The organism is Burkholderia sp. JKS000303, assembly GCF_002563755.1.
Lineage (GTDB): Bacteria > Pseudomonadota > Gammaproteobacteria > Burkholderiales > Burkholderiaceae > Burkholderia > Burkholderia anthina_B.
The window spans coordinates 3,176,283-3,198,357 of sequence record NZ_PDBZ01000001.1 but is presented as its reverse complement, the minus strand read 5'-3'; the positions used below and the strand labels follow the sequence as shown (position 1 = coordinate 3,198,357).

The 22,075-nt window shown below is 66.4% G+C and carries 23 protein-coding genes; 14 read left to right on the top strand and 9 right to left on the bottom strand.

The features are described from left to right. Positions 1-274: 274 nt before the first annotated feature. On the bottom strand, positions 275-1,108 hold the full coding sequence (locus BX604_RS15370) for a helix-turn-helix transcriptional regulator (RefSeq protein WP_098551545.1): 834 nt from the start codon (positions 1,106-1,108) through the stop codon (positions 275-277). Positions 1,109-1,392: 284 nt separating this feature from the next. On the opposite strand from BX604_RS15370, the gene BX604_RS15365 reads away from it, so the two are divergent. Beyond that, the gene (locus tag BX604_RS15365; protein ID WP_098552892.1) at positions 1,393-2,304 is read left to right on the top strand and encodes a helix-turn-helix transcriptional regulator; all 912 of its coding nucleotides are present in this window, start codon (positions 1,393-1,395) and stop codon (positions 2,302-2,304) included. A gap of 106 nt (positions 2,305-2,410) precedes the next feature. Here the strand turns inward: BX604_RS15365 and BX604_RS15360 are convergent, their stop codons facing one another. Together BX604_RS15360 and BX604_RS39005 are read right to left on the bottom strand one after the other, a co-directional pair. Beyond that, the gene (locus tag BX604_RS15360) at positions 2,411-4,057 is read right to left on the bottom strand and encodes an NRAMP family divalent metal transporter (RefSeq protein ID WP_098551544.1); all 1,647 of its coding nucleotides are present in this window, start codon (positions 4,055-4,057) and stop codon (positions 2,411-2,413) included. Between the two features lie 114 nt (positions 4,058-4,171). Further along, positions 4,172-4,309, bottom strand: coding sequence for a hypothetical protein (locus BX604_RS39005; protein WP_175799721.1), 138 nt, complete (start codon positions 4,307-4,309; stop codon positions 4,172-4,174). Between the two features lie 1,069 nt (positions 4,310-5,378). Here BX604_RS39005 and BX604_RS15355 point away from each other — a divergent pair. Further along, a complete protein-coding gene (locus BX604_RS15355) occupies positions 5,379-5,648 on the top strand; it encodes a hypothetical protein (RefSeq protein WP_098551543.1) in 270 nt (89 codons plus the stop codon). 108 nt (positions 5,649-5,756) lie between these two features. Further along, on the top strand, positions 5,757-7,256 hold the full coding sequence (locus tag BX604_RS15350; RefSeq protein WP_098551542.1) for a carbohydrate porin: 1,500 nt from the start codon (positions 5,757-5,759) through the stop codon (positions 7,254-7,256). Between the two features lie 102 nt (positions 7,257-7,358). Here the strand turns inward: BX604_RS15350 and treA are convergent, their stop codons facing one another. Beyond that, positions 7,359-9,104, bottom strand: coding sequence for an alpha,alpha-trehalase TreA (gene treA, locus BX604_RS15345; protein ID WP_179894814.1), 1,746 nt, complete (start codon positions 9,102-9,104; stop codon positions 7,359-7,361). Between the two features lie 342 nt (positions 9,105-9,446). Between treA and BX604_RS15340 the strand changes: the two genes are divergently transcribed. After that, the gene (locus BX604_RS15340; RefSeq protein WP_098551541.1) at positions 9,447-10,835 is read left to right on the top strand and encodes an MFS transporter; all 1,389 of its coding nucleotides are present in this window, start codon (positions 9,447-9,449) and stop codon (positions 10,833-10,835) included. A 352-nt stretch (positions 10,836-11,187) separates the two neighbouring features. Further along, positions 11,188-12,399: a winged helix-turn-helix domain-containing protein gene (locus BX604_RS15335; protein ID WP_098551540.1), complete on the top strand. Its 1,212-nt coding sequence runs from the start codon at positions 11,188-11,190 to the stop codon at positions 12,397-12,399. Positions 12,400-12,485: 86 nt separating this feature from the next. Here BX604_RS15335 and BX604_RS15330 read toward each other — a convergent pair whose 3' ends face one another. Both BX604_RS15330 and BX604_RS15325 read right to left on the bottom strand, forming a co-directional pair. Beyond that, positions 12,486-12,704 carry a DUF1653 domain-containing protein gene (locus BX604_RS15330; protein WP_006751720.1) on the bottom strand — a complete coding sequence of 73 codons (219 nt, stop codon included), beginning with the start codon at positions 12,702-12,704 and terminating at the stop codon, positions 12,486-12,488. A 55-nt stretch (positions 12,705-12,759) separates the two neighbouring features. Next, the gene (locus BX604_RS15325) at positions 12,760-13,203 is read right to left on the bottom strand and encodes a GNAT family N-acetyltransferase (RefSeq protein ID WP_098551539.1); all 444 of its coding nucleotides are present in this window, start codon (positions 13,201-13,203) and stop codon (positions 12,760-12,762) included. A 52-nt stretch (positions 13,204-13,255) separates the two neighbouring features. Between BX604_RS15325 and BX604_RS15320 the strand changes: the two genes are divergently transcribed. After that, positions 13,256-13,528, top strand: coding sequence for a type II toxin-antitoxin system Phd/YefM family antitoxin (locus BX604_RS15320; protein ID WP_098551538.1), 273 nt, complete (start codon positions 13,256-13,258; stop codon positions 13,526-13,528). Then, entirely contained in the window at positions 13,525-13,791 is a 267-nt protein-coding gene (locus BX604_RS15315; protein WP_098551537.1) for a Txe/YoeB family addiction module toxin, read from the top strand. The genes BX604_RS15320 and BX604_RS15315 overlap by 4 nt, the downstream gene beginning before the upstream one ends. 30 nt (positions 13,792-13,821) lie before the next feature. Here BX604_RS15315 and BX604_RS15310 read toward each other — a convergent pair whose 3' ends face one another. Then, on the bottom strand, positions 13,822-14,202 hold the full coding sequence (locus tag BX604_RS15310; RefSeq protein ID WP_218926869.1) for a DUF4087 domain-containing protein: 381 nt from the start codon (positions 14,200-14,202) through the stop codon (positions 13,822-13,824). Between the two features lie 202 nt (positions 14,203-14,404). On the opposite strand from BX604_RS15310, the gene BX604_RS15305 reads away from it, so the two are divergent. The 3 genes from BX604_RS15305 (at position 14,405) to BX604_RS15295 (ending at position 16,855) form a co-directional block, all read left to right on the top strand. Continuing rightward, a complete protein-coding gene (locus tag BX604_RS15305; protein ID WP_098551535.1) occupies positions 14,405-15,235 on the top strand; it encodes a substrate-binding domain-containing protein in 831 nt (276 codons plus the stop codon). Between the two features lie 17 nt (positions 15,236-15,252). Next, positions 15,253-15,876, top strand: a complete 624-nt coding sequence (locus tag BX604_RS15300) for an HAD hydrolase-like protein (RefSeq protein ID WP_098551534.1) — start codon at positions 15,253-15,255, stop codon at positions 15,874-15,876. 409 nt (positions 15,877-16,285) lie between these two features. Continuing rightward, the gene (locus tag BX604_RS15295; protein ID WP_098551533.1) at positions 16,286-16,855 is read left to right on the top strand and encodes a DUF4142 domain-containing protein; all 570 of its coding nucleotides are present in this window, start codon (positions 16,286-16,288) and stop codon (positions 16,853-16,855) included. Between the two features lie 114 nt (positions 16,856-16,969). On the opposite strand, the gene BX604_RS15290 is transcribed toward BX604_RS15295, so the two are convergent. Then, complete coding sequence (locus BX604_RS15290) at positions 16,970-17,569, bottom strand: GNAT family N-acetyltransferase (RefSeq protein ID WP_098551532.1); 600 nt, start codon at positions 17,567-17,569, stop codon at positions 16,970-16,972. Positions 17,570-17,644: 75 nt separating this feature from the next. Then, a complete protein-coding gene (locus tag BX604_RS15285; RefSeq protein ID WP_098551531.1) occupies positions 17,645-18,559 on the bottom strand; it encodes a LysR family transcriptional regulator in 915 nt (304 codons plus the stop codon). A gap of 109 nt (positions 18,560-18,668) precedes the next feature. Between BX604_RS15285 and lysA the strand changes: the two genes are divergently transcribed. The 4 genes from lysA to BX604_RS15270 all read left to right on the top strand — a co-directional run bounded on the left by lysA (position 18,669) and on the right by BX604_RS15270 (position 22,036). Continuing rightward, complete coding sequence (gene lysA / locus BX604_RS15280; RefSeq protein WP_098551530.1) at positions 18,669-19,907, top strand: diaminopimelate decarboxylase; 1,239 nt, start codon at positions 18,669-18,671, stop codon at positions 19,905-19,907. Positions 19,908-20,055: 148 nt separating this feature from the next. After that, entirely contained in the window at positions 20,056-20,349 is a 294-nt protein-coding gene (locus BX604_RS38400) for a hypothetical protein (RefSeq protein ID WP_143748044.1), read from the top strand. Positions 20,350-20,508: 159 nt separating this feature from the next. After that, entirely contained in the window at positions 20,509-21,309 is an 801-nt protein-coding gene (locus BX604_RS15275; RefSeq protein WP_098551529.1) for a transporter substrate-binding domain-containing protein, read from the top strand. 67 nt (positions 21,310-21,376) lie between these two features. Then, complete coding sequence (locus BX604_RS15270; protein WP_098551528.1) at positions 21,377-22,036, top strand: amino acid ABC transporter permease; 660 nt, start codon at positions 21,377-21,379, stop codon at positions 22,034-22,036. Positions 22,037-22,075: the final 39 nt, after the last annotated feature.

The following is a 22,075-nucleotide window of genomic DNA, read 5'->3' as shown; positions in this document are numbered from 1 at the left end:
TTCCGTCAGGCGGCGCACGGCCTTGCGGCCGACCGTCCGCCTGACGGTCGAGCCATATTACGAAGAAATAAATCAGCAATAATTCATGGATGAATGCCGCCGAGGACCGGAAAAAAACCGGCGTCAAGCACCGCGGCGCGGCGCGCGGCAGGCGCCGCGGGTGCAACCGGCCGGGGCGCGATGACGCTCGACAGCGCGAGATCGCCCTGCACCGCGCGCTCGCCCCTCTTCCACGGCACGACACACAGTCGCAGCGTCGCATCCGCGGACGAGATCAGGACTCCAGACGTCGCGCGGCGAGATACGCGAGCTGCGCGCGATTCTGGACGTTGAAGAGTTTTTCGAGCGAACGGATATGGTGACCGACCTTGTGCAGCGACGTGCGCAGCGCGCTGGCGATCTCCTGGTCGGACAGCCCGTGCACGAGACGCTCGAGCACCTGCTGCTGTTCGTCGCCGAGCGCGAAGCCGCGCATGCGCGCGATGCGCGCCTCGAGAAACGGCAGCGCGACGCGATGCACCGCGAGGCTCACCGACAGCGCGCCGCCGATCACGCGATCGTCGATCCATTCGGTGCCGTGGGTTTCCGACGTCACGTTCACCGCGACGCGCAGGTCGAGCCGCGGCGCGGACAAACTGAAGATCACGCCGCTGTTCATCGCATGCGCACGCAGATGGCCCGCCAGCGCGAGCACCTTGCGATCGCCGCTGCCATGCGCGGCCGCCTCGATCTCGTCGAGCCGCCACGCAACCGGAAAACCGCTCTGGCGCACCTGCGCGAAGCGCGGGTCGCTCTCGTACAGCATCCCGTCGATATACGGCTGCATGAACGTCGCGGGCGCGAGATCGCGCAGCAGATGCGCGCACAGAATGCGCCGCCCGATCATCTCGTAGGCGCCGTAACCCAGCGTGCTGAAACCGATTTGCCGCAAGCGCTCATGACATTGCGCGAGATCGACGGAAGCAAGGTCGGATTTACCGGGCATCAATTGCACGCCGGTAAAAACGTCGCGATCAATCGGTGGAATTTCTTTCGAACAAGCGGCCGTCGCCGCGATCTCGGCTTGCGAGAACCACTCGACGCGTGGCGCGTCGTCAGCATACGTCATGAGGAGCCCACCCTTTTCCAATATGTGAACCTGCCCCGTCACGATCTGGTCTTTTCTTTATGAATAACGTCGGGTCGCCTCTGTATGGGCGCGAACATGCATCTTTCGCCGCGACGAATATTACGGCATATTACGTGCACACCGGCATTTTTGTACAATGCCCCCGCGTTTCGTCAGGGATGACGATCGGCGCATACCACAACGATGCTCGATCGCACCGCCGCGAACGCCGTACACGATACGGCCGCCGTCAGGCGATGCGCGTCGATTCCGAGGGATGGCTCATGTCCGACATTGCAGTGCATGAAGAAGCGGTCTCCCCAACCTTGTCCCGTTCGCCGCGGCGCACGGCTGCGTGCCCCGACGCATCGAGCGCGCGCCCGGTGCAGGTCGTCTGGTGCGACGACGTGAAGCGCGGCGACATCGCGCAACCGAATGCGCCGAGGCTCGGCGTCGCCGATACGCTCGCCCATGCGCAGAGCACCGCCGAGCGCAGCCGGATCGTCGCGAGCCTGCTGCATCTGACGGGCTTCTCGACGTTCGCGTACTTCGCGCTCGAATTCGCGCGCGAGCGCGTCGAGCGTCTGTACCTTCACGAAGCGTTCACGCCCGCCACCTATCGCGGCGACTACGTGCGCCACCACCACCACGACATTGACCCGCGCACGCTCGACGCGCGCGTGTGCAACATGCCGATCGTGTGGGACCTGCAGCAACTGCGCCGCGAACATCGCGAGCGCGAACGCGACGACGGCCCGCGCGCCGCGCCCGCCGCGCTCGACGGCTTCCTGCAGACGATGCAGGACGACGGCATGTGCAGCGGCATCATGTATTCGATGGCCGTGCCCGGCACGCGGCTACATGCGTTCATGAGCTTCACCGCGCCGCGCCGCACGCGCGAATGGATCACGCCGGCGACGATCGAGCAGGCGCTGTCGATCGGGCTGTCGGTGCACAAGTTCGCATCGCCGCAACTGATCGCGACGTCGCGCGAGCGCGCGGTCAACGGACTCACGCCGTTCGAGCAAGAGCTGCTGCTCGGCATCGCGGAAGGCGCGTCCGACAAGGAGATCGGCCGGCGCCTCGACACCAGCGCGCACAACGTCGACTATCACCTGCGCAAGCTGCGCAAACGCTTCGGCGTCGCGAACCGGATCCAGCTCACGTACCTGACGTCGAAGCTCGAACTGATCTGACGCGCGCGCCGTCCCGCGTAAACGCCCATGCCGGCCTCGCGGGCCGGCATGGACGGGTTGCGGCGCGGTGCCGGGTCCGGCGCCGCTTCCAGACAGATGATCGCCGTTACTTCAGCAGCATCATCTGTACGACCTTGACGATCACCAGACCGACCGCGATCACCAGATAGCCGCGCAGCACGGTCATCCAGACGCGCGTCGACAGCGTCATCTTCTGCGGCTCGAGCGTGTCGAGCGGCGGCATGCGCCAGGTGTCGCGCAGTGCGCGATCGACGCCGGGTTCGACGACACGCTTGTGGCGGCGGATCAGCACCGTCACGAGATAGCCGACGATGGCGAACACGCTACCGCCCACCAGCACGTCGAGGATCGCTTCGCCGCTGATGTCCGGATACATCACCGATGCGGTCAGGATGATCGACAGCATCACGAGCACCCAGATCACCGCGCCCGTGAAGATATTGAGCCTGGTCGAGTTGATCCACGGTCCGAGCACCTGCTTGTCGTTGCAGAGCAGCAGCAGGAACACGGTCGCGCTCGGCAGCAGCACGCCCGCGAGCGTCTGCACCGCTTCGGTCAGCAGGCCGAGCGGGCTGCCCGGAATCAGCACCAGCGCAGCGGCCGCCGCGACGATCCCGAAGTAGACGAGATAGAAGCCCTTCGCATCCGACACGCCGCGATGCAGCGAATGACGGATCTTGAACACGTCGCCGATCGCATAGGCGGTCGACAGCGACACCGCCGCCGCGCCGATGATGCACGCGTCGAGCAGTGCGATCGCGAACAGCGTCGCGCTCGTATGGCCCGCATACTTCTCGAGGCCGGCGATGATGCCGCCCGCGTCGGTGAAGTTGCCGAATTCCGGATGGCCCGCGAACAGCTGCGCCGAGAACGCGATCATCGCGACCGCGCCGACCAGCACGAAGGCGATGCCGATCCACAGGTCGGCCTTTTCATACTTCATGAAGCGCGGCGTGATGCGCTTGTCGATCACGTAGCTCTGCTGGAAGAACAACTGCCACGGCGCGACGGTCGTGCCGACGATGCCGATCACGAGCAGCATCACGTCGGACAGCTTCGCGTGCGCAGGCCAGTTCGGCACGAAGAAGTCGCGCGACATCTGCGCGACCGGCGGGTGGATCGTCACCAGCACCGGCACGAGCAGCAGGCTCAGCAGACACAGCACGATTGCGAACCGCTCGAAGCGCCTGAAGTCTCCGGTACTCACCGCGGCCATCGTCAGCGCGGCGGCCACGCATACGCCGGCAACCTTCGGCAATCCGAAGAAATCCAGCACGAACGTGATGCCGATGAACTCGGTGACGATCGTCAACGCATTCAGCAGGAACAGGTCGATCACGCTGAACGCGCCCCAGAACTTGCCGAAGCGCTCGAAGATCAGGCGCGCATGGCCGACGCCGGTGACCGCGCCCAGGCGCAGCACCATTTCCTGGTTCACGTACAGCACCGGCACGAGCAGCAGCAGCGTCCACAGCAGCGTCGTGCCGTAGTTCTGGCCGGCCTGCGTATAGGTGCCGAATGCGCCGGCGTCGTTGTCGCCGACCATCACGATGAGGCCGGGGCCGATGATCGCGAGCAGCGTGCGCAGGCGCGCCCACCACGTGCCACGTGCGGCGGTATCGTGATGCGCGATCGTGCCGAGCGCACCGCGGATGTCGCCCAGATGGGCTTCGTCGAGCACGGCGCTGCGTTCGGCAGCAATGGGTGGAGAAACGTTGGATGGCGTGGACATGATGAATTCCGTACGGCTAATGGTTATCTGGCAAGCATGCGACCTTGGAATGCACGCGGGCGGCCGCTCGATGGCGGCCACGCGTGCGCATGCCGAGGCGCGCTCGGCGCTGCTTCAGTGGATCAACGATTTCAGGCTGTTCAGCAGACGGGAGAACACCCGCGGACGGGCGTCGAGCGTCAGCATCGCGTCGTAGTGGGGGCGCGATTCCGTGACGTGCGGGAGGTTCGACAGCAGAAGGCCGAAGTTCATGGTCTGGCTCCTGGCGGCGACGGCATGCGTGCCGGCCGCGTGGTGGGCGCGGGGCCAGTCCGGGGCCTGAACGTCGTGTCAGGCTAGTGAGCCGGAGTGTCCCTGCGACCCGGGTTCAAAAGGGTCTGTTGGTGCAATGGGCATAAGGGACAACTGTCACTGTCGTTCATGGCGGCTCCTGTGCGGTGTTCCAGCGAACACGGTTGACCGCCACACGGCGTGCGGGCCGGCATTCGCGGGCCCGGGAACGGGATGCGCGAACGCGGCCGCCTGCCTGGCGGCGGTAAAACCGGACGGCGCATGCGAAAACGCATCACGCTAACCGGCGCGAATCAGGGTGCACGTAGAGGGTTACTGCGGAGTACTGCTGCGCGCACCGTTTGCCTGGGTGACAAACGGCGGCTTCGATGAGGCGCGGACGTTGGTCGCTCAGGCGGAAATTTCGTTCGAAGATCGACTACTGCAGGCGTCCAAGGCGGCGGCCCCAAGAGTGAAGATGGCGGATTCTATGGACGCCCGGAAAGTGAAGTCAACCCCTTGAATCCCCATTTCCCGAAATAAATTTCGCGCATTGCCACACTGAAAGATTTACCCTCGAAAACACGTGCCGCAACCTTTCAGCACGCGTCGCGCACAAGTCGGGCGATGCGTACGTACAACGGCGCGTCGCCCTTCGTCATACCTGTCTGCAATGCCTCCCGTACCGGAACGATCGGCTGCGGCGCTCGCGCCACGCGCGCTGCTTTTTATGCGTTTTTTACTTGCACCGCAGCAAAACTCGCGACTACAATCCGCCCCAATTCATCAAGGGAGTCCCTCCGTGGACACATGCTCTAGTTGCAGTTCGATGCCGGTCCAGGCCGGCCAAGCCATCGCGAGATAGCAGCCAGACGCATGTCTTACGCCGCTAACTCGCATTCGTCGGGTTAGCGCGCTTCCTCCCGGGCCGGCATCGCCGGTTCGCCTGTCGCACGCTCCGTTACGTTCCACCCTCCGATCGCAGGTCGCGTCATGCGCCCGCGCTCGTTCACGTCGTCCGGCATTCGCCGGACCGGACGGAGGCAGCGTCATGATCTTTCAATCGTTCGCGGTCAGACTCAAGCGACTCGTCCACGTCGCATGCGACCGCTCGCTCGTTTCAGCCCTCTCGCCGCTCGCCCACGCATTCGGCAACTGGCGCGGCACGGCGCTCGCGCACCTGCCGGCGGCGCCCCGCCCGCTCGATTGCGCACTGCTCGGCGCGATGGCCGCCGCCGTTGCGCTCGTCGCGCTGCTCTGCACGGCCGCGTCGCGCGTCGGCTTCGCGCAGGTGTGGCGGATCGGCGGCTGGCTGCCGTAAGCGCGTCCGCGACCGGGCGGCCGCGTGCCACGCACCGCCCGCGCACACCGGATCGCCCGACGCCGCCATTTCTTCAGTCTAACTAATCAATCAACCAATGGAGCCCCCATGAAGCATCGTTTCGAACCCGCACTGCGAACACCGCGCGTCGATGCACTGGCCGCGCTGCTGCTGTCGCTCGCCGCCGCGCCGGCGTTCGCGCAATCGGCACCCCCGACCGCCGCCGCTGCTGCCGCCGCCGAACCGGCCAGCGGCGCCAGTGACGCCGCCGCCCCTGCACAGGCCGCCGATGCTGCCGCGCCCGCTCCCACCGGTTTCTGGGAGCGTTCGAACCTGCTCGGCAACATGGGCGGCCTGCGCGACGTGCTCGGCGATCACGGCGTCACGCTGAACCTGCAGGAAACCAGCGAGTACCTGTACAACGCCGCGGGCGGCACGGCACGCGGCGGCGCCTACCAGGGCCTCACGCAATTCGGCTTCGACGTCGATACCGGGAAGGCGATCGGGCTGCCGGGCGGCACGTTCAACGTGTCCGGGCTGCAGATCCACGGCACCAACCTCACGCAGCGCTACCTGCAGACGCTGCAGACCGCCACCGGCATCGAGGCGAATTCGACCACGCGCCTGTGGGAGCTCTGGTATCAGCAGGCGTTTCTCGACGGCAAGGCCGACGTGAAGGTCGGCCAGCAGAGCGTCGACCAGGAATTCATGGTGAGCCAGTACGCGGCGACCTTCATGAACGCGACGTTCGGCTGGCCCGTGCTACCGTCGACCGATCTGCCTGCCGGCGGCCCCGCGTATCCGCTGTCGTCGCTCGGCGTGCGGTTGCGCGTGAAACCGGCCGACGCGTGGACCGCGATGGTCGGCGTGTTCGACGGCAATCCGGCCGGCCGCAGCGACGGCGATGCGCAGGTGCTGAACGCGCACGGCACCAACTTCAACCTGCGCAGCGGCGCATTCGTGATCGGCGAACTCCAGTACGCGCTGAACGCGCCGCCCGCCGACCCGAAGGCGCCGCAACCGGCCGGCCTGCCCGGTACGTACAAGCTCGGCTTCTGGTATCAGTCGCAGCACACGAACGACCCGCGCTTCGGCACCGACGGGCTGTCGCTCGCGAATCCGGCCAGCAACGGCATTCCGGCCACGCACCGCGGCAACTACGGGTTCTATGCGGTCGCGGATCAGATGGTGTGGCGGCCGACGGCCGACAGCCCGCGCTCGGTCGGCGTGTTCGCGCGCGTGATGGGTGCGCCGGGCGATCGCAACGTCGTCGATTTCGCGGCCAATGCGGGCGTCACGCTGAAGGCACCGTTCGCCGGACGCGACAACGACACGGCCGGCATTGCGGTCGGCTACACGAAGATCGGCTCGCATGCGAGCGGGCTCGACGGCGACACCGGCGCCTACACGACGCCCGGCTATCCGGTGCGCCGCGCGGAAACGGTGATCGAGGCGACCTACCAGTATCAGGTCACGCCGTGGTGGCAGCTGCAGGCCGACCTGCAACACTTCTTCCGGCCGGGCGGGGGCATCCCGAACCCGAACGCGGCAGGCGCGCGCATCGGCGACGAAACGGTGGTCGGCGTGCGCACGACGATCACGTTCTGACGCATCGCGGATACGACACGGGCCGGACACCGCTTGCGCGGTGATCCGGCCCGTGCGCCCGGTCCTGCCGGTTCGTAGCGGCGACTTGTGCGCTGCCGCCCGCTACTGTCCAGTGTCGCCGTACAGTCCGAGCAGCTTCAGCGTGACGCCGTTGGTCCAGCCGAAGCCGTCCTGCAGCGGATATTCGCCGCCACCGCCGCCGCCCTCGCCCGCCCCTTCGACCACGTACTTCTCGACGAGCTTGCCTTCGGTCGCATACACATGCCGTACGTCGGTCAGGAAGCGCGTGCCGATGTCCTTCGCGAGCGCCGGTTCGCCATAGCGACGCAGCCCTTCGATCGCGATCCACTGCAGCGGCGCCCAGCCGTTCGGTGCATCCCACTGCTGGCCCGTGTTCTCGGTCGTCGTCGCGAGGCCGCCCGGCTGCAGCAGCGTCTTGCGCATCTCGCGCGCAGTCGCCTTCGCGCGCTCGGGCCAGGCAACCCCCGTGAACAGCGGATACAGCGCGGCGGCCGACACTGCGTCGCGCGGCTTGCGCAGTTGCCAGTCGTAGTCGCCGTAATAGCCGTGACGGTTCCACAGATAGCGGTTGATCGCGGCCGCGCGGCGCGCGGCGCGCCCGGAGAAGTCCGTCACGCACGCGACGTCGTGCGAGACCGTACAGCCCTTCACGATCGTGCGCTCGAGATGGAACATCAGGCTGTTCAGGTCGACCGGCACGATCGACGTCGTGCGGATCGTCGCGAGCGTCTTGCCGTCGCCGAACCAGCGCGAGCTGTAGTCCCAACCGCTTTCGGCACCCGCGCGCAGGTCGCGGTACACCTCGTTCGCCGGGCGGTTCGGCACGGTCTTCGCCGTCGTGACGTCCTCGAGATACGATTCATCGCGCGGCGTGTCGCTCGCATCCCAGTAGCGGTTCAGCACCGCGCCGTCGGGCATCGCGACCACGTGGCGCGCGGCCTGCCCGCGCGGCGTCGTGGTTTCGCCCTGCATCCAGTACCCGTACTCCTTGCGCAGCTCCGGCAGGTATTTCTGATAAATCCTGTCGCCCTCGGCCTGCGCGGCGAGCGTGACCATGTACGCGAAGAACGGCGGCTGCGAGCGGCTCGCATAGTACGTTCGATTACCGTTCGGGATGTGGCCGACCGTGTCGATCAGATGCGCGAAGTTCTCGAGCATGTCGTCGACGAGATCCTCGCGCCCCGACACCTGCAGCCCGAGCATCGTGAAATAGGTATCCCAGTAGTAGCCTTCGCGGAAGCGGCCACCCGGCACCACGTACGGTTTCGGCATCGGGATCAGCGAACTGTACGGCGGCACCGTCGCGCTCGTGCGCGTGAGCTGCGGCCACAGCCAGTCGATATGCTGGCGCAGCGTCTGGTTCGCCGGCGGCGTGACGCCGCCTTCGGGCGGCGGCGTGAAGTGCTGGTCGACAAACGCCTTCAGCGAAAAGCCCGGCTGCGATTTTTGTTGCTGATACAACTGCACGATCGTCGCGGGATCGGTATCGGGCGTCGCATCGACGAAGGTCTTCTGGTCGGGATAGAGCCGGGCCGTCTGCACCGCGACGAAGAGGTCACCGTAGAGCTGGCTCGGCGGCGGCAGCAACGCGCCGGATGCGGGGCTGGTGAATGCCGTCGTGACGGGCGCGGAAGCCGGTGCGGCCTGTTGCGCGGCGGCCCGGTTCGCGCTGTCGGCCTGTGCGGCGCAACCGGCAACGGCCAGGTACGCGACGGCCATGACGGCTGCCCAGCGCAGACGCGGCGCGGACATGCACGGATGCGAGTCGGAGTGCGATGCGGGATGCGATGCGGTTGATTCGGTCGATGCGGCACGACGTGACGTCATGACGTGTCCCCTCCTTTTGATGGTGAGTGGATCGGCAGGGGTCTCGTTCGCGCGTGCGCCCGTCTCGATGGCCGTCGATCGATGCGCGTGGTTGTATTCCGCAGATGAGTGCCGACTGTCGCACGAAACGCGCAGCGCATGCAAGCTTCGCTGCCGTGCCCGCCCACTGCTGTCATCGCCATCCAGATGTGTCGCGTCATGTTCCGCACCGCTGCGGCAGTCATCTCTTTTCCGGAGCGCCGTAGCAGGAACGACTGTTGCAACATGCGGAACAAGCGTTGTCTCACGTGACGCAACGACCACATTGTGGGCATAATGGCATCTTTACCGCGCGCCCTGCCCATGTCGCCCGTCTTTCTAGCACCGCTCATCGTTGCCTGTGCGTTGTTCATGGAAAGCGTCGACGCGAACATCATCGTCACCGCGCTGCCCGCGATGGCGAGGGACTTCGGGCACAGCCCCGTCACCCTGAACATCGCGATCACGGCCTACGTGGTCGGCCTCGGCGTATTCATCCCGATCTGCGGATGGCTCGCCGACCGTTTCGGCGCGCGCTCCGTGTTCCGCACCGCGATCGGCATCTTCGTCGCCGGCTCGCTGATGTGCGCGGCATCCAATTCCCTCGGTCTGCTCACGTTCGCGCGCTTCGTGCAAGGCGTCGGCGGCGCAATGATGGTGCCGGTCGGCCGGATCATCATCTTCCGCGCGGTGCCGCGCGCCGATCTCGTGCGCGCGATGAACTACCTCGCGATTCCCGCGCTGTTCGGGCCCACGTTCGGGCCGCTCGTCGGCGGCTTCATCACGACCTATCTGCACTGGCGGATGATCTTCTTCATCAACGTGCCGATCGGTATCTACGGGATCTACCTCGCGAGCAAACACATCACGAACACGCACGAGCCCGATCCGGGCCCGCTCGACTGGTTCGGCTTCCTGCTGTCGGCAAGCGGTGCGGCGCTGCTGCTGATGGGGCTGACGCTGATCGACGGTTCGCTCACGTCGCGCAGCAACGCGATCATGATGTGCGTGGCGGGTGCCGCGATGCTCGCGCTCTACGTGCCGTACGCGCGCCGCAAGGAGCGCCCGGTGCTCGACCTCAGCTTCCTGAAGATCCCGACGTACCACGCGAGCGTGGTCGGCGGGTCGCTGTTCCGGATCGGCCTCGGCGCGGTGCCGTTCCTGTTGCCGCTCGCGCTGCAGGAAGGGCTCGGGATGAGCGCGTTCCACTCCGGCCTGATCACGTGCGCGTCCGCGCTCGGCGGCGCGGTGAGCCGCTCGACGGCCACGCATACGCTGCGTCGCTTCGGCTTTCGCACGGTGCTGATCTACAACGCGGCGTTCGCCGGGCTCGCGATCGCTGCGTACGGCCTGTTCCATCCGGGCATGCCGACCTGGGCAATATGGACGATCGTGCTGGTCGGCGGCATTTTCCCCGCGCTGCAGTTCACCAGCCTGAATTCGATGATCTACGCGGACATCTCGCAGAGCGACGCGGGCCGCGCCACCAGCCTCGGCAGCGTCGTGCAGCAGATGTCGCTCGGGCTCGGCGTGACGGTCGCGGGCCTCGTGCTGCACATCTCGCACTGGTTGCAAGGACACCAGACGATGGTGTGGTCGGATTTCTGGCCGGCGTTCGTCGTGGTCGGGCTGTGCTCGTTCGCGTCGATTCCGATCACGCGGCGGCTGCCGCCTGGCGCCGGCGACGAAGTCGCGCGCGGCAAGCGGCAATAAACGGACGGGCGGGAAAAGGCCGGAGAAGTCGGCGGGAAAAACCGGAAAAACAAAAAAATCAGCGGACATCCACTCGGGGCCGGTGCACAGCCGCATGGATGTCCGCTCAGGGCTCCGGGTCTCTCGTTGGGGGTTGAGAATCCCGGATTCGCTTCCTGCGTGCCATTGACATATGTGCGTCGGAAGCGGAATCGTTGCGCGCACATTTCGTCGCGCCATGACTGCACTATAGGGAAACTCGCGTCGCGCATCTGTCAACCATTGTCAGACGCCAGCTCGTGCCCGCGCCCGCACACGTGTGCCGCTTTCGCGCTAAAGTGGTGCCCGACCGCCACCCTCAGCCGCCGCTCCGATGCCTACGCTCTCGCCCGCCGCCGCCCGCGCGCTGCATCTCGCCGCGCAGGGCCTGCTGACTCCGCCGCGCCGCAAGGCGACCAAGGCCGACGTGCTCGACACGATCCGCCGGATGGCGCAGTTACAGATCGATACCATTCACGTCGTCGCGCGCAGCCCGTATCTCGTGCTGTTCAGCCGCCTCGGCGACTTCACCCCGCAGTGGCTCGACGAACATCTCGCCGAGGCGCGCCTGTTCGAATACTGGTCGCACGAAGCGTGCTTCCTGCCCGTCGAGCAATTCGGGCTGATGCGCTACAAGATGCTCGATCCGTCGGGGATGGGCTGGAAATACGCGGCCGAATGGCATGAGCAGAACCGCCCCGACATCGAACGGCTGCTCGCGAGGATTCGCGACGAAGGCCCGGTGCGCTCGGCGGACTTCATCCGCGAAGACGGCGCGACGGGCAACGGCTGGTGGGACCGCAAGCCGGAGAAGAAGCATCTCGAAGTGCTGTTCACGACCGGCGACCTGATGGTGTCCGAGCGCCGCAATTTCCAGCGCGTGTACGACGTGCGCGAGCGCGTGCTGCCCGGCTGGGACGATGCGCGCGACCTGCCGCCGCGCGAAGCCGTGCTGCCCGCGCTGCTCGACCACACGTGTCGTGCGCTCGGCGTCGTGCGGGCGGACTGGGTGGCCGACTACTATCGGCTGCCGCGCCGTTCATACCGCGCGGAGCTCGAGCGGCTCGCCGACACGGGCGACCTGATTCCGGTGGAGATCGCCGACTGGAAAGAGCCGGCCTACGTGCATCGCTCGCTCGAATCGCTGCTACCGGCCGCCGCGGCCGACACGCTGCGCTCGACGGTTACGACGCTGCTGTCGCCGTTCGATCCGGTGGTATGGGACCGGCGGCGCGCCTCGACGCTGTTCGGGTTCGACTACACGATCGAGTGCTATACGCCCGCGCACAAGCGGCGCTACGGCTATTTCTGCCTGCCGGTGCTGCATCGCGGCCGGCTGATCGGGCGCGTCGACGCGAAGGCGCATCGCATGCTCGGCACGTTCGAGTTGAAGGCGTTCCATGTCGAGCCCGGCGTGCGGTTCGGCAGCGGGCTCGCGGCCGACGTCGCGAAGGCCGTGAAGAAGCTCGCGGCATGGCACGGGACGCCCGCGGTAACGGTCGCACACGCGCCGCCCGAGCTGGAGAAGGCGCTGGCAGGCGCGTGACGCCTGCGTCGTTGCGCCGGTTGGCGACACGGCACGCTGCGCTTGCGCGCGCCGCCGGTCGCCCGCCGCCGGTCGCCCGCTGTCGCTCAGTCGCGCAGCTTGCGAAAACGCGGCGTGCCGTCCGGCAGGTTCTCGTTGAACATCGCTTCCGGCCGCACCCACAGACCGCGCGCATGCGGCCACAGATGCTCGTACACGACCACCGATTCCTCGGTTTCGGAATGACGGGCGACGCCGATGTAGCGATACAGCCCGCCCTTGTAGTGGCGATGCGTGGCGAGCTGTTCGGCTTCCTGTTCGGTCATGATCTGCTTTCCTTCGGCAAAAACGAAAGCGCGTATTGTATGCGCTCGCCGCGCGTCAGCGTTTCGCGTAGATGTCGGGGCGGCGGATCTCCATCAGCCGTTCGGGATTCGCGGACGGTCCGAAGCCGACCGGCCGGTACAACGCGTGCGCATCGGTCGTCATCAGCATGATGCGGCGCAGGCCCTGCACCATCGGCTGCGCGAATACGTGGTCGATCAGCGCGCGGCCGTAGCCGTTGCCGCGTTCGGCCGGCAACACGAACACGTCGCACAGGTACGCGAACGTCGCATGATCGGTGACGAGCCGCGCAAACCCGACGAGCCGGTCGCCAACATACGCGCCGAAACACAACGACCCTTCGATCGCGCGCTCGACGACGTCGCGCGGAATGCCCTGCGACCAGTATGCGTCGCGATGCAGGAAATCGAAGATCGCGTCGATGTCGAGTTCGCGCTTGTCGGTGGAAAATCTCAGCGTGGCAGGGGTGGCAGCGGGCACGTCGGCTCTCCGGTCGGATCGGGGCGGAGCAGCCACGATAGCGCGGTGCGGGGTGGGCGACAAGCGGCGTGCGATTCACTTTTCGGATGCTCGCGGCAATCTGAAGACGGTCATCGATCAGGTCGTCGACGATGCGGATGTGACGCTCATCACGCGTCGCGACGCGCCAAACGCAGTCATCATGTCGCAGGAATACTATGACAGCCTGATGGAAACGGTTCACCTGCTTCGCTCGCCGGCCAATGTCGCCCACCTCGAACGCTCGATCGCGCAATTGCGCAAGGGCAAGGCGAAAGAGCACAAGCTCGCGGAGGACGATGAATGAGCGTCCGCCGTGTGCTCGTTACATCCGACGCGCGGGACGACTACGTTTATTGGCAGGGGCAAGACCGCAAGACGCTCAAGCGCATCAACCAGCTCATTCGCGAAGCCCAGCGGACGCCGTTCGAAGGTATCGGCAAACCCGAACCGCTGAAGGCGAATCTGTCCGGATTCTGGTCGCGCCGTATCGACGATACGAACCGTCTGGTCTATGAAGCAGACGATCTTCAGATCAGCATCGTGTCCTGCCGCTATCACTACGCGTAGCGCCAACCCCGCCGCCTTCCCCTTCCCCGCTCACGGCGCCGGCAACGTCCGATCGGCCTTGCAGCGCTTCAGCGGCAGCGGCTGGGCCGCGACGATGCGCGTCACCTCGCGGGTGCGCGGGTCGATCTCCAGGTCGAGGCACGCGCAACCGTAGCCGTGCATCCCCGCGTTGGTCACGACCCATCCGTGTGTCGACATGTCGGGCATCGCGTCGAGGCCCGGCACCGGCGCGCTGCCCTGCGTCGACAGCGTCCAGCTGTCGTCCTTGTCGACCAGCCACCAGTTGGCCGGCGTCGGATTCTCGAGCCATCCGCAGCGTTTTTCCGGCGCGGCGGCGGCGTTCGTCGCGGTGGTCAGTGCGAAGGCCGCACCGAAAACCCACATCGTCAGGCGAGTACGAGCGATTTTCATGTCGGTGGATGCAAACGGAAGGAAGCAACGGGAAATGGCGGCGCCGACAGCATACTCGCCTTTCGCGCCCCTTAACGCATTCGTTACGCGCCCTTTACGCGCCTGCCTCCCCACGCACGGATTTCGGCGAATCGGGTAGCCTGTGCGCAACCCTTTTGCAGCGCCATCCGCCGACAACGACCGACTGGAAGGAGACACTTCAATGCGCGACCGAGCCTCGTTCACCGCTTCCGCCCGCCACCGCCCGTTCGCACGCCGTGCGGCTTTCTGGCTCGCCGCCGCCGCGCTCGCGTCCGCGACGCTGCCGGCTGACGCAGCCGAACTGCGCGTGATGATCTCCGGCGGCTTCACCGCCGCGTACAAGCAACTCGGCCCGCGCTTCACCGCGTCGTCCGGCGACACGCTCGACACGATCTCCGGCCCGTCGATGGGCGAATCGAAGGAAGCGATCCCGAACCGCCTCGCGCGCGGCGAACAGGCCGACGTGCTGATCATGGTCGGCTACGCGCTCGACCGGCTGATCAAGGAAGGCAAGGTGATCCCCGCGTCGCGCGTGGAGCTCGCCGATTCGCGGATCGGCATGGTCGTGCGCGCCGGCGCGCCGAAACCCGACATCAGCACCGTCGACAAGCTGAAGGACGTGCTGCTGCACGCGAAATCGGTCGCGTATTCGGACAGCGCGAGCGGCGTCTACATCGAGAAGGAAATGTTCAGGAAGCTCGGCGTCGAGGATCAGGTGAAACCGAAGGCGTCGATGGTGCCGCGCATTCCGGTGGCATCCGTCGTCGCGAACGGCGACTACGAACTCGGCTTCCAGCAGGTCAGCGAGCTGTTGCCGGTTGCCGGCGTCACGTATGCGGGCAAGGTGCCCGAATCGGTGCAGTCCGTCACGCGTTTCGCGGGCGGCATTCCGGTGGGCGCCGCGCATCCGGACGACGCGAAGAAGCTGCTCGACTATCTCGCGTCGCCGCAGGCACAACCGGTTGTGCACGCAACGGGACTCGATTCGGTCGCCGCGTCGCCTGCGCAATAACGTTACCGCACCGCTTCATGCCCTACCGACTCATCGCGTTCGACTTCGACGGCACGCTCGCCGATTCGCTCGACTGCTTTCTCGCGGCGCTGACGCAGGCGTCGCGCCTGCACGGCTTTCGCAACGCCACGCCCGAACTGCGCCCCGCGCTGCGCGGGATGTCGGCGCGGGAGATCATCCGCGCGCTCGACGTGCCGATGTGGAAAGTGCCGCGCGTGACGGTCGACATGCGTCGCCTGATGCGGCCGCACATTGCGCAGGTGAAGCTGTTCCCCGGCGTCGACGACACGTTCGATGCGCTCGCCGCGCGCGGGATCCGCATCGCGATCGCGACGTCGAACACCGAAGACATCGTGCGCGACCGGCTCGGCCCGCGCGCGAGTCGCCACGTCGATTTCTTCGCGTGCGGCATTCCGCTGTTCGGCAAGGCGCACCGGCTGCGCGCGCTCGTACGCGAAGCCGGCATGCACCCCGCCGATGTGCTGTACGTCGGCGACGAAATCCGCGATGCCGATGCGGCGCGCCGCGCAAGCATCGCGTTCCTGGGTGTCGCATGGGGCTATACGGCGCCCGACGCATTACAGTCGCATTGCGCGACACCGCTGCTGCCGCACCTCGACGCGCTGCTCGATCGCGTGTGACCGGTGTCGCGCGATTCGCGTGTTCGATCCGACACCGCGTCACGCATGCAGCGTGCGTCCGCTACATACGCTACCCGCACGACGATGAAACGTCGATGACAAGCGCGCACAGCGCATCCATTTCAAGCACGCCGTTCACGCAAAAATTGCCGCCGCGATACGCGCGACAGGTACGCACTACCTGTCCGTTCGCGCGCACATTGATTCGTCTTACCAACCGTTACACAAACCACAGCGCGGTTGCACCTGCTACCCGAACGCTCTCCTAGAATCAGTCGGGCCGCGAAACACTTCGACCGCCACCGCGGCAGAGCGGCGGTCGATTCCGGCCCGGGCGCGCCCGGTCTCTCGCACACTGCGGATCACGCGATCCGTCCGTTAATCAGAGCCCCGATCGAAAGGAGGTCCCATGAACCGCTTTCCCACCCTCTCGCGCCTTGCATTGTCTGCCGCTGGCCTGCTGCTCGTCGCCGTGACGGCGAACGCGCAATCCGCGCAACCGTCGCCGTCCGCACCGGCCGCCGCGGATGCACGCATCCACGAAGCCGACCAGACCTTCATCAACGACGGCACGAAGACCGTGTCGACGCAGCACGACGCCGCGCGCATCGCCGATTCGCGCACGTCGGACAGCCAGGTGAAGGCATTCGCGCAACGCGTGTCGACCGACGATGAGAAGATCATCCAGGCGATGCGCGCAGCGAGCCCGCGCGGCGTCGACGTGCCGGCCAACAATCCCGACACCACCGTGCTGGACAGCATCAAGAACCTGCGCGGCGCGGATTTCGACAAGGCGTATATCGAGCAGGTCGCGCTCGCCGGCGAGCAGAAGACGATCTCGGCGTTCCAGGCCGAAATCGCGTCGGGCCGCGACACGAAGCTGAAGGAAGTCGCACGCCAGTCGCTGCCGATCCTGCAGGCGCACTACGCGGACGCGCAGAAGCTCGCGCAACGTCACCACCTCGCATCGGCGCAGTAACGCGATGCGCGGCCGCGCATCGCGCGCGGCTCCCTGCTTCCCCCATCGTCGCGCCGCCGCCCCCTTCCGGCGGCGCGATGCATGCGGCACCCGACTCGCATCGCGCGTTACACGTTACGTCGCAAGCTTCGCCTTCAACCGCTCGCTCACTTCCGGCCATTCGTCGTCGATGATGCTGAAGCGCACCGAATTGCGCTTGCGGCCGTCGGGCATGATCCGTTCGTGACGCACGATCCCTTCCTGCTTCGCACCGAGCCGCAGAATCGCCGCGCGGGATTTCTCGTTCAGCTCGTCCGTCGTGAACTGCACGCGCACGCAATGCAGCGTGTCGAACGCATACGCGAGCAGCAGCCATTTCGCTTCGGTATTCGCGCGCGTGCGCTGCGCCGATTCGCCGAGCCACGTATGGCCGATCTCGAGCTTGCGATGCTGGCGGTCGATCTTCCAGAAACGCGTGCTGCCAATCACGCGGCCCGATGCGCGATCGACGATCACGAACGGCATCACGGTGCCGCTTGCGCGCCCCTGCAGCGCCGTGTCGATATACGCGTCGACCGTCGCCTCGCCCGGCACGACCGTGACCTTCAGGTTCCACAGTTGGCCGTCGGCGGCGGCATCCAGCAGCGCCTGCCGGTCGGACGCTTCGAGCGGTCGCAGTTCGATGCGCTCGCCGGCAAGCGTCGGTTGCGCGAGGGGAGATGAAGCGTCGGTCATGACAAGTTCCGTTTCCGTGAAAGTGACGACGAGGATGGCAACGACTGCAGCGAAACATCCATCATACGGCTGCCGCTAACCGGGCAGCGCCGCGAGCCTGCGCTGGATCTCCGTCGCTTCGCCGCGCAACGCGTCGGCGAATGCGTCGACGAGCAGGCTCTTCGGCCGGTGCTCCGGCACGATCACGCTGACGCGATACGGAAACGAGCGCGTGAGCGGCCGCACGTGCAGATCGTGCCCGACGAAATCGAGTGCGGTCAGCGGATTGACGATCGCGGCGCCAAGCCCCTGCCGCACGAACGCGCACACCGACACCGCCGACGGCGTTTCGATCACCGAGCGCGGCGCGACACCGAGCTGCGCGAACGCCTCGTCGATCATGATCCGGTACGGGTCGTTCAGCGACAGACTCACGAACGGGCGATCGGCGAGATCCGCAAGCTCGATCGCGTCCCGCGCCAGCAACGGATGGCCGTCGGGCAGCACGCACACCTCGTCGACTTCGAGCAGCGGCGTGAGCACGGTGCCGGCCGGCGCGACGTCGTGCTCGGTCAGCCCGAGGTCGTAGCGTTGCGCGGTCAGCCACTCCTCGAGCACCGGCGACTCCTGCGTCGCGACCGACACGCTGACGCCCGCATGCGCGTCGTGAAAGCGCCGGCACGCGCCGGGCAGGATCGCGTGCGAAAACGCCGGCAGCGCGATCACCGACAGTTGTCCGTCACGAAACTCGCGCAGCCGCGCGGCCGTCGCCGCGACCCGCTCGAGCCCCACATAGGCGAGCCGCACGTCGTCGAACAGCGTGAGCGCGGCCATCGTCGGCCGCAGCCGGCCATGCGAGCGCTCGAACAGCGCGAAGCCGACTACCTGCTCCATGCGCGCCAGCTCGCGGCTGATCGTCGGCTGCGACGTATAGAGCATCTCGGCCGCACGGGTCGTGCTGCCGGTCACCATCAGCGCGCGGAAAACCTCGATATGCCGGTGTGTGAGCATGGCATCCTATATCCAGAATGAATCGAATGTCTATAAACAGGCATTTTACTGTATAGCCTTTCAGGCGCATCATTCACGCTATCCGTTCATTCGATCCGACTCATCCGCCATGTCCCTCGATTCCCGCCAGCTCGCGACGCTCGCGCAGCAATACGGCACCCCGCTGTGGGTGTACGACGCCGACGTCATCCGCGACCGCATCGCCCAACTGCGCCAGTTCGATGTCATCCGCTATGCGCAAAAGGCGAACTCGAACCTGCATATCCTGAAGCTGATGCGCGAAGAAGGCGCGTGCGTCGATGCCGTGTCGCTCGGCGAGATCGAGCGCAGCCTCGCGGCCGGGTTCAGTCCGGCGGGCGAACCGGAAGGCGTCGTGTTCACGGCCGACCTGATCGACCGCCCGACGCTCGCGGCCGTGCTCAAGCATGGCGTGACCGTGAACGCCGGCTCGCTCGACATGCTCGCGCGCGTCGGCGAGCACGCGCCCGGCCATCGCGTCTGGCTGCGCGTGAATCCGGGTTTCGGCCACGGCCACAGCAACAAGACCAACACCGGCGGCCCGCAGAGCAAGCACGGGATCTGGATCGACGACGTGCCGCGCGCGATCGAAATCGTGCGCCAGTACGGGCTGAAGCTGGTCGGCATCCACATGCACATCGGCTCGGGCGTCGACTACGGCCACCTGTCGCAGGTGTGCGATGCGATGGTCGATCTCGTCACGTCGCTCGGTCACGACATCGAAGCGATCTCGGCGGGCGGCGGGCTGTCGATCCCGTATCGCGACGGCGAGCCGCGCGTCGACGTCGACCACTACTTCAGCCAGTGGGATGCCGCGCGCAAACGGATCGAACGGCATCTCGGCCACGCGGTGCGCATCGAGATCGAACCGGGCCGCTTCCTCGTTGCGGAAGCCGGCACGCTCGTCACCGAAGTGCAGGGCGTGAACCGCCGGCCGAAGCACGACTTCGTGCTGATCGATGCGGGCTTCAACGACCTGATGCGGCCGTCGATGTACGGCAGCTATCACGCGGTGTCCGTGCACGCGCACGACGGCGCGCTGCCGGCCGGCCGGCCGCTCGTCGACATCGCGATCGCCGGGCCGCTGTGCGAATCCGGCGACGTGTTCACGCAGGACGCCGGCGGCGTGGTCACGCACCGCAAGCTCGCGCAGCCGCAGATCGGCGACCTGCTGTTCCTGCACGACGCGGGCGCGTACGGCGCATCCATGTCCTCGAACTACAACAGCCGGCCGCTCGCGCCGGAAGTGCTCGTCGATCGCGGCACGCCGCGGCTGATCCGCCGCCGGCAGACGATCGACGAACTGCTCGCGCTCGAAACGTTCGAGTAACCGCGCCTTCACGCCGCGTTCGACACAGCTCGAACGCCCACGGCCAGGCTTGCCGCTTCCGGCATGCCTGGCCGTTTTGCTTTTGGCGCGTGCCGTTCGCGCAGGGCAACCGCTCACCCGCGCCGTAGCACCTCATGCTGCGCACCCCGTGCAACCGCAGCAGATCGCTTGCATCACGTTCCATGCGGAGAGAAAAACTTTCCACGGCGCGCGGAAAGTGCATGCATTTTTGGAAGCACTTTCCTTTTTGACAAAACTAAGATTGCCCTCAGTCGTTCAGCATTTGCGTCGCCGGATCCGCATCGACGATGCAGCCGGTCATTCTCACTCGCACGCCTCACGGGCCATCATGAACACGATGCTTGAACGCTTCGCCGCGCACCGGAACCCGTTCGATACGAACGCCGTGCGGTCCGCCTGCGTGCGCGAGCGCATGCCGTAACGCATCGCGGCGAACGGCGCGCGCGCCGCACTCGCCGCCACACTGCCCCGCGTTGCATCCCGCCGCGGCGCTTTCGATCCGATTCCTGCCCACGGCGACGCCGCCCGTCGCCGCGGACACGCACACCCTGAATTTTCGACAACGACCACGGAGACGACCATGAAACACTTCACCCCGACGCTCAAGCAAGGCCTCGCCGCCGCCCTCCTCTGCGTGGTGGCCACGGCATCGCACGCGGCGGACCTGCTCGACACCGTCAAGCAGGCCGGCGTGCTGAAGATCGCGCTCGAAGGCACCTACCCGCCGTTCGACTACCGCAATGCCGACGGGCAGCTCGAAGGATTCGACGTCGACGTCGCGAAGGCCGTCGCCGCCCGGCTCGGCGTGAAGCCGCAGTTCGTCACGACCGAATGGAGCGGGATTCTCGCCGGGCTGCAGGCCGGCAAGTTCGACGTAATCGTGAACCAGGTGGCGATCACGCCGTCGCGCCAGCAGGCACTCGATTTCAGCACGCCGTACGTGTATTCGTCCGCGCAACTGCTGCAACGCCAGAACGATGCGCGTGCATTCAAGTCGCTCGACGAACTGAAGGGCAAGAAGGTCGGAGTGACGATGGGCAGCAACTACGTCGATCTCGTGAAGACCGTGCCCGCGATCGACCTGCAGGTGTATCCGGGCACGCCGGAAAACCTGCGCGACCTCGCCGCGGGCCGCATCGATGCGGCGGTCAACGACCGCCTGATGCTGAGCTACCTGATCAAGAACTCGCACCTGCCGCTGCGCCCCGGCTCCGTGCTCCCGGGTGGCGAAGACCGGATGGGCATCCCGTTCCGCAAGGGCAATCCGAAATTCGCGAAGGCGATCGACGACGCGGTCGCATCGCTGCAGCAGGACGGCACGCTGAAGAAGATCTCGATGCAGTGGTTCGGCGCGGACACCTCCCGGCCCGTCACGCAATAACACAACGCTGCAAAGGCCCGCGCGCCCCGATGCGCGGGCCGTCGAACACACAATCAGGAGACACGTGATGGAAGCACTCGATCTGATCATTCATACGCTGCCCGTCATGGTGAAGGGCGCGCTGCTCACGCTGAAATTCGCGGTGGCGTCGATGGCGCTCGGCCTCGTCGTCGGACTCGTGGTCGCCATCATGCGCATCGGCAGCAATCGGCTCGCGTCCGGCCTCGCGCAGGGCTACGTGAGCCTGATGCGCGGCACGCCGCTGCTCGTGCAGATGTTCGTCGTCTACTACGGGCTGCCCGATCTCGGCATCACGCTCGACCCGACGACGGCCGGCATCTTCACGCTGACGCTCAATGCCGGCGCGTACCTGTCCGAAAGCATGCGCGGCGCGATCCTCGGCATCGGCCGCGGGCAATGGGCGGCCGCGCACAGCCTCGGCCTCACGCACGTGCAGACGCTGCGCTACATCGTCTGTCCGCAGGCGCTGCGCCTGGCCGTACCGAGCCTCGGCAACACGCTGATCAGCCTGATCAAGGACACGTCGCTCGTGTCGGTGATCACCGTCACCGAGTTGCTACGCTCGACGCAGGAAGTGATCGCCGCGACGTTCCAGCCGCTGCCGCTCTACCTCACCGCCGCCGCGATCTACTGGGTGCTCAGCACGCTGCTCACGCGCCTGCAAGGCCGTGTCGAAACGCGCCTCTCGCTGCCGTCCACGCATTGAGCGTGCCCGCGCCCATCAACATGAACCTCAACCACGGAC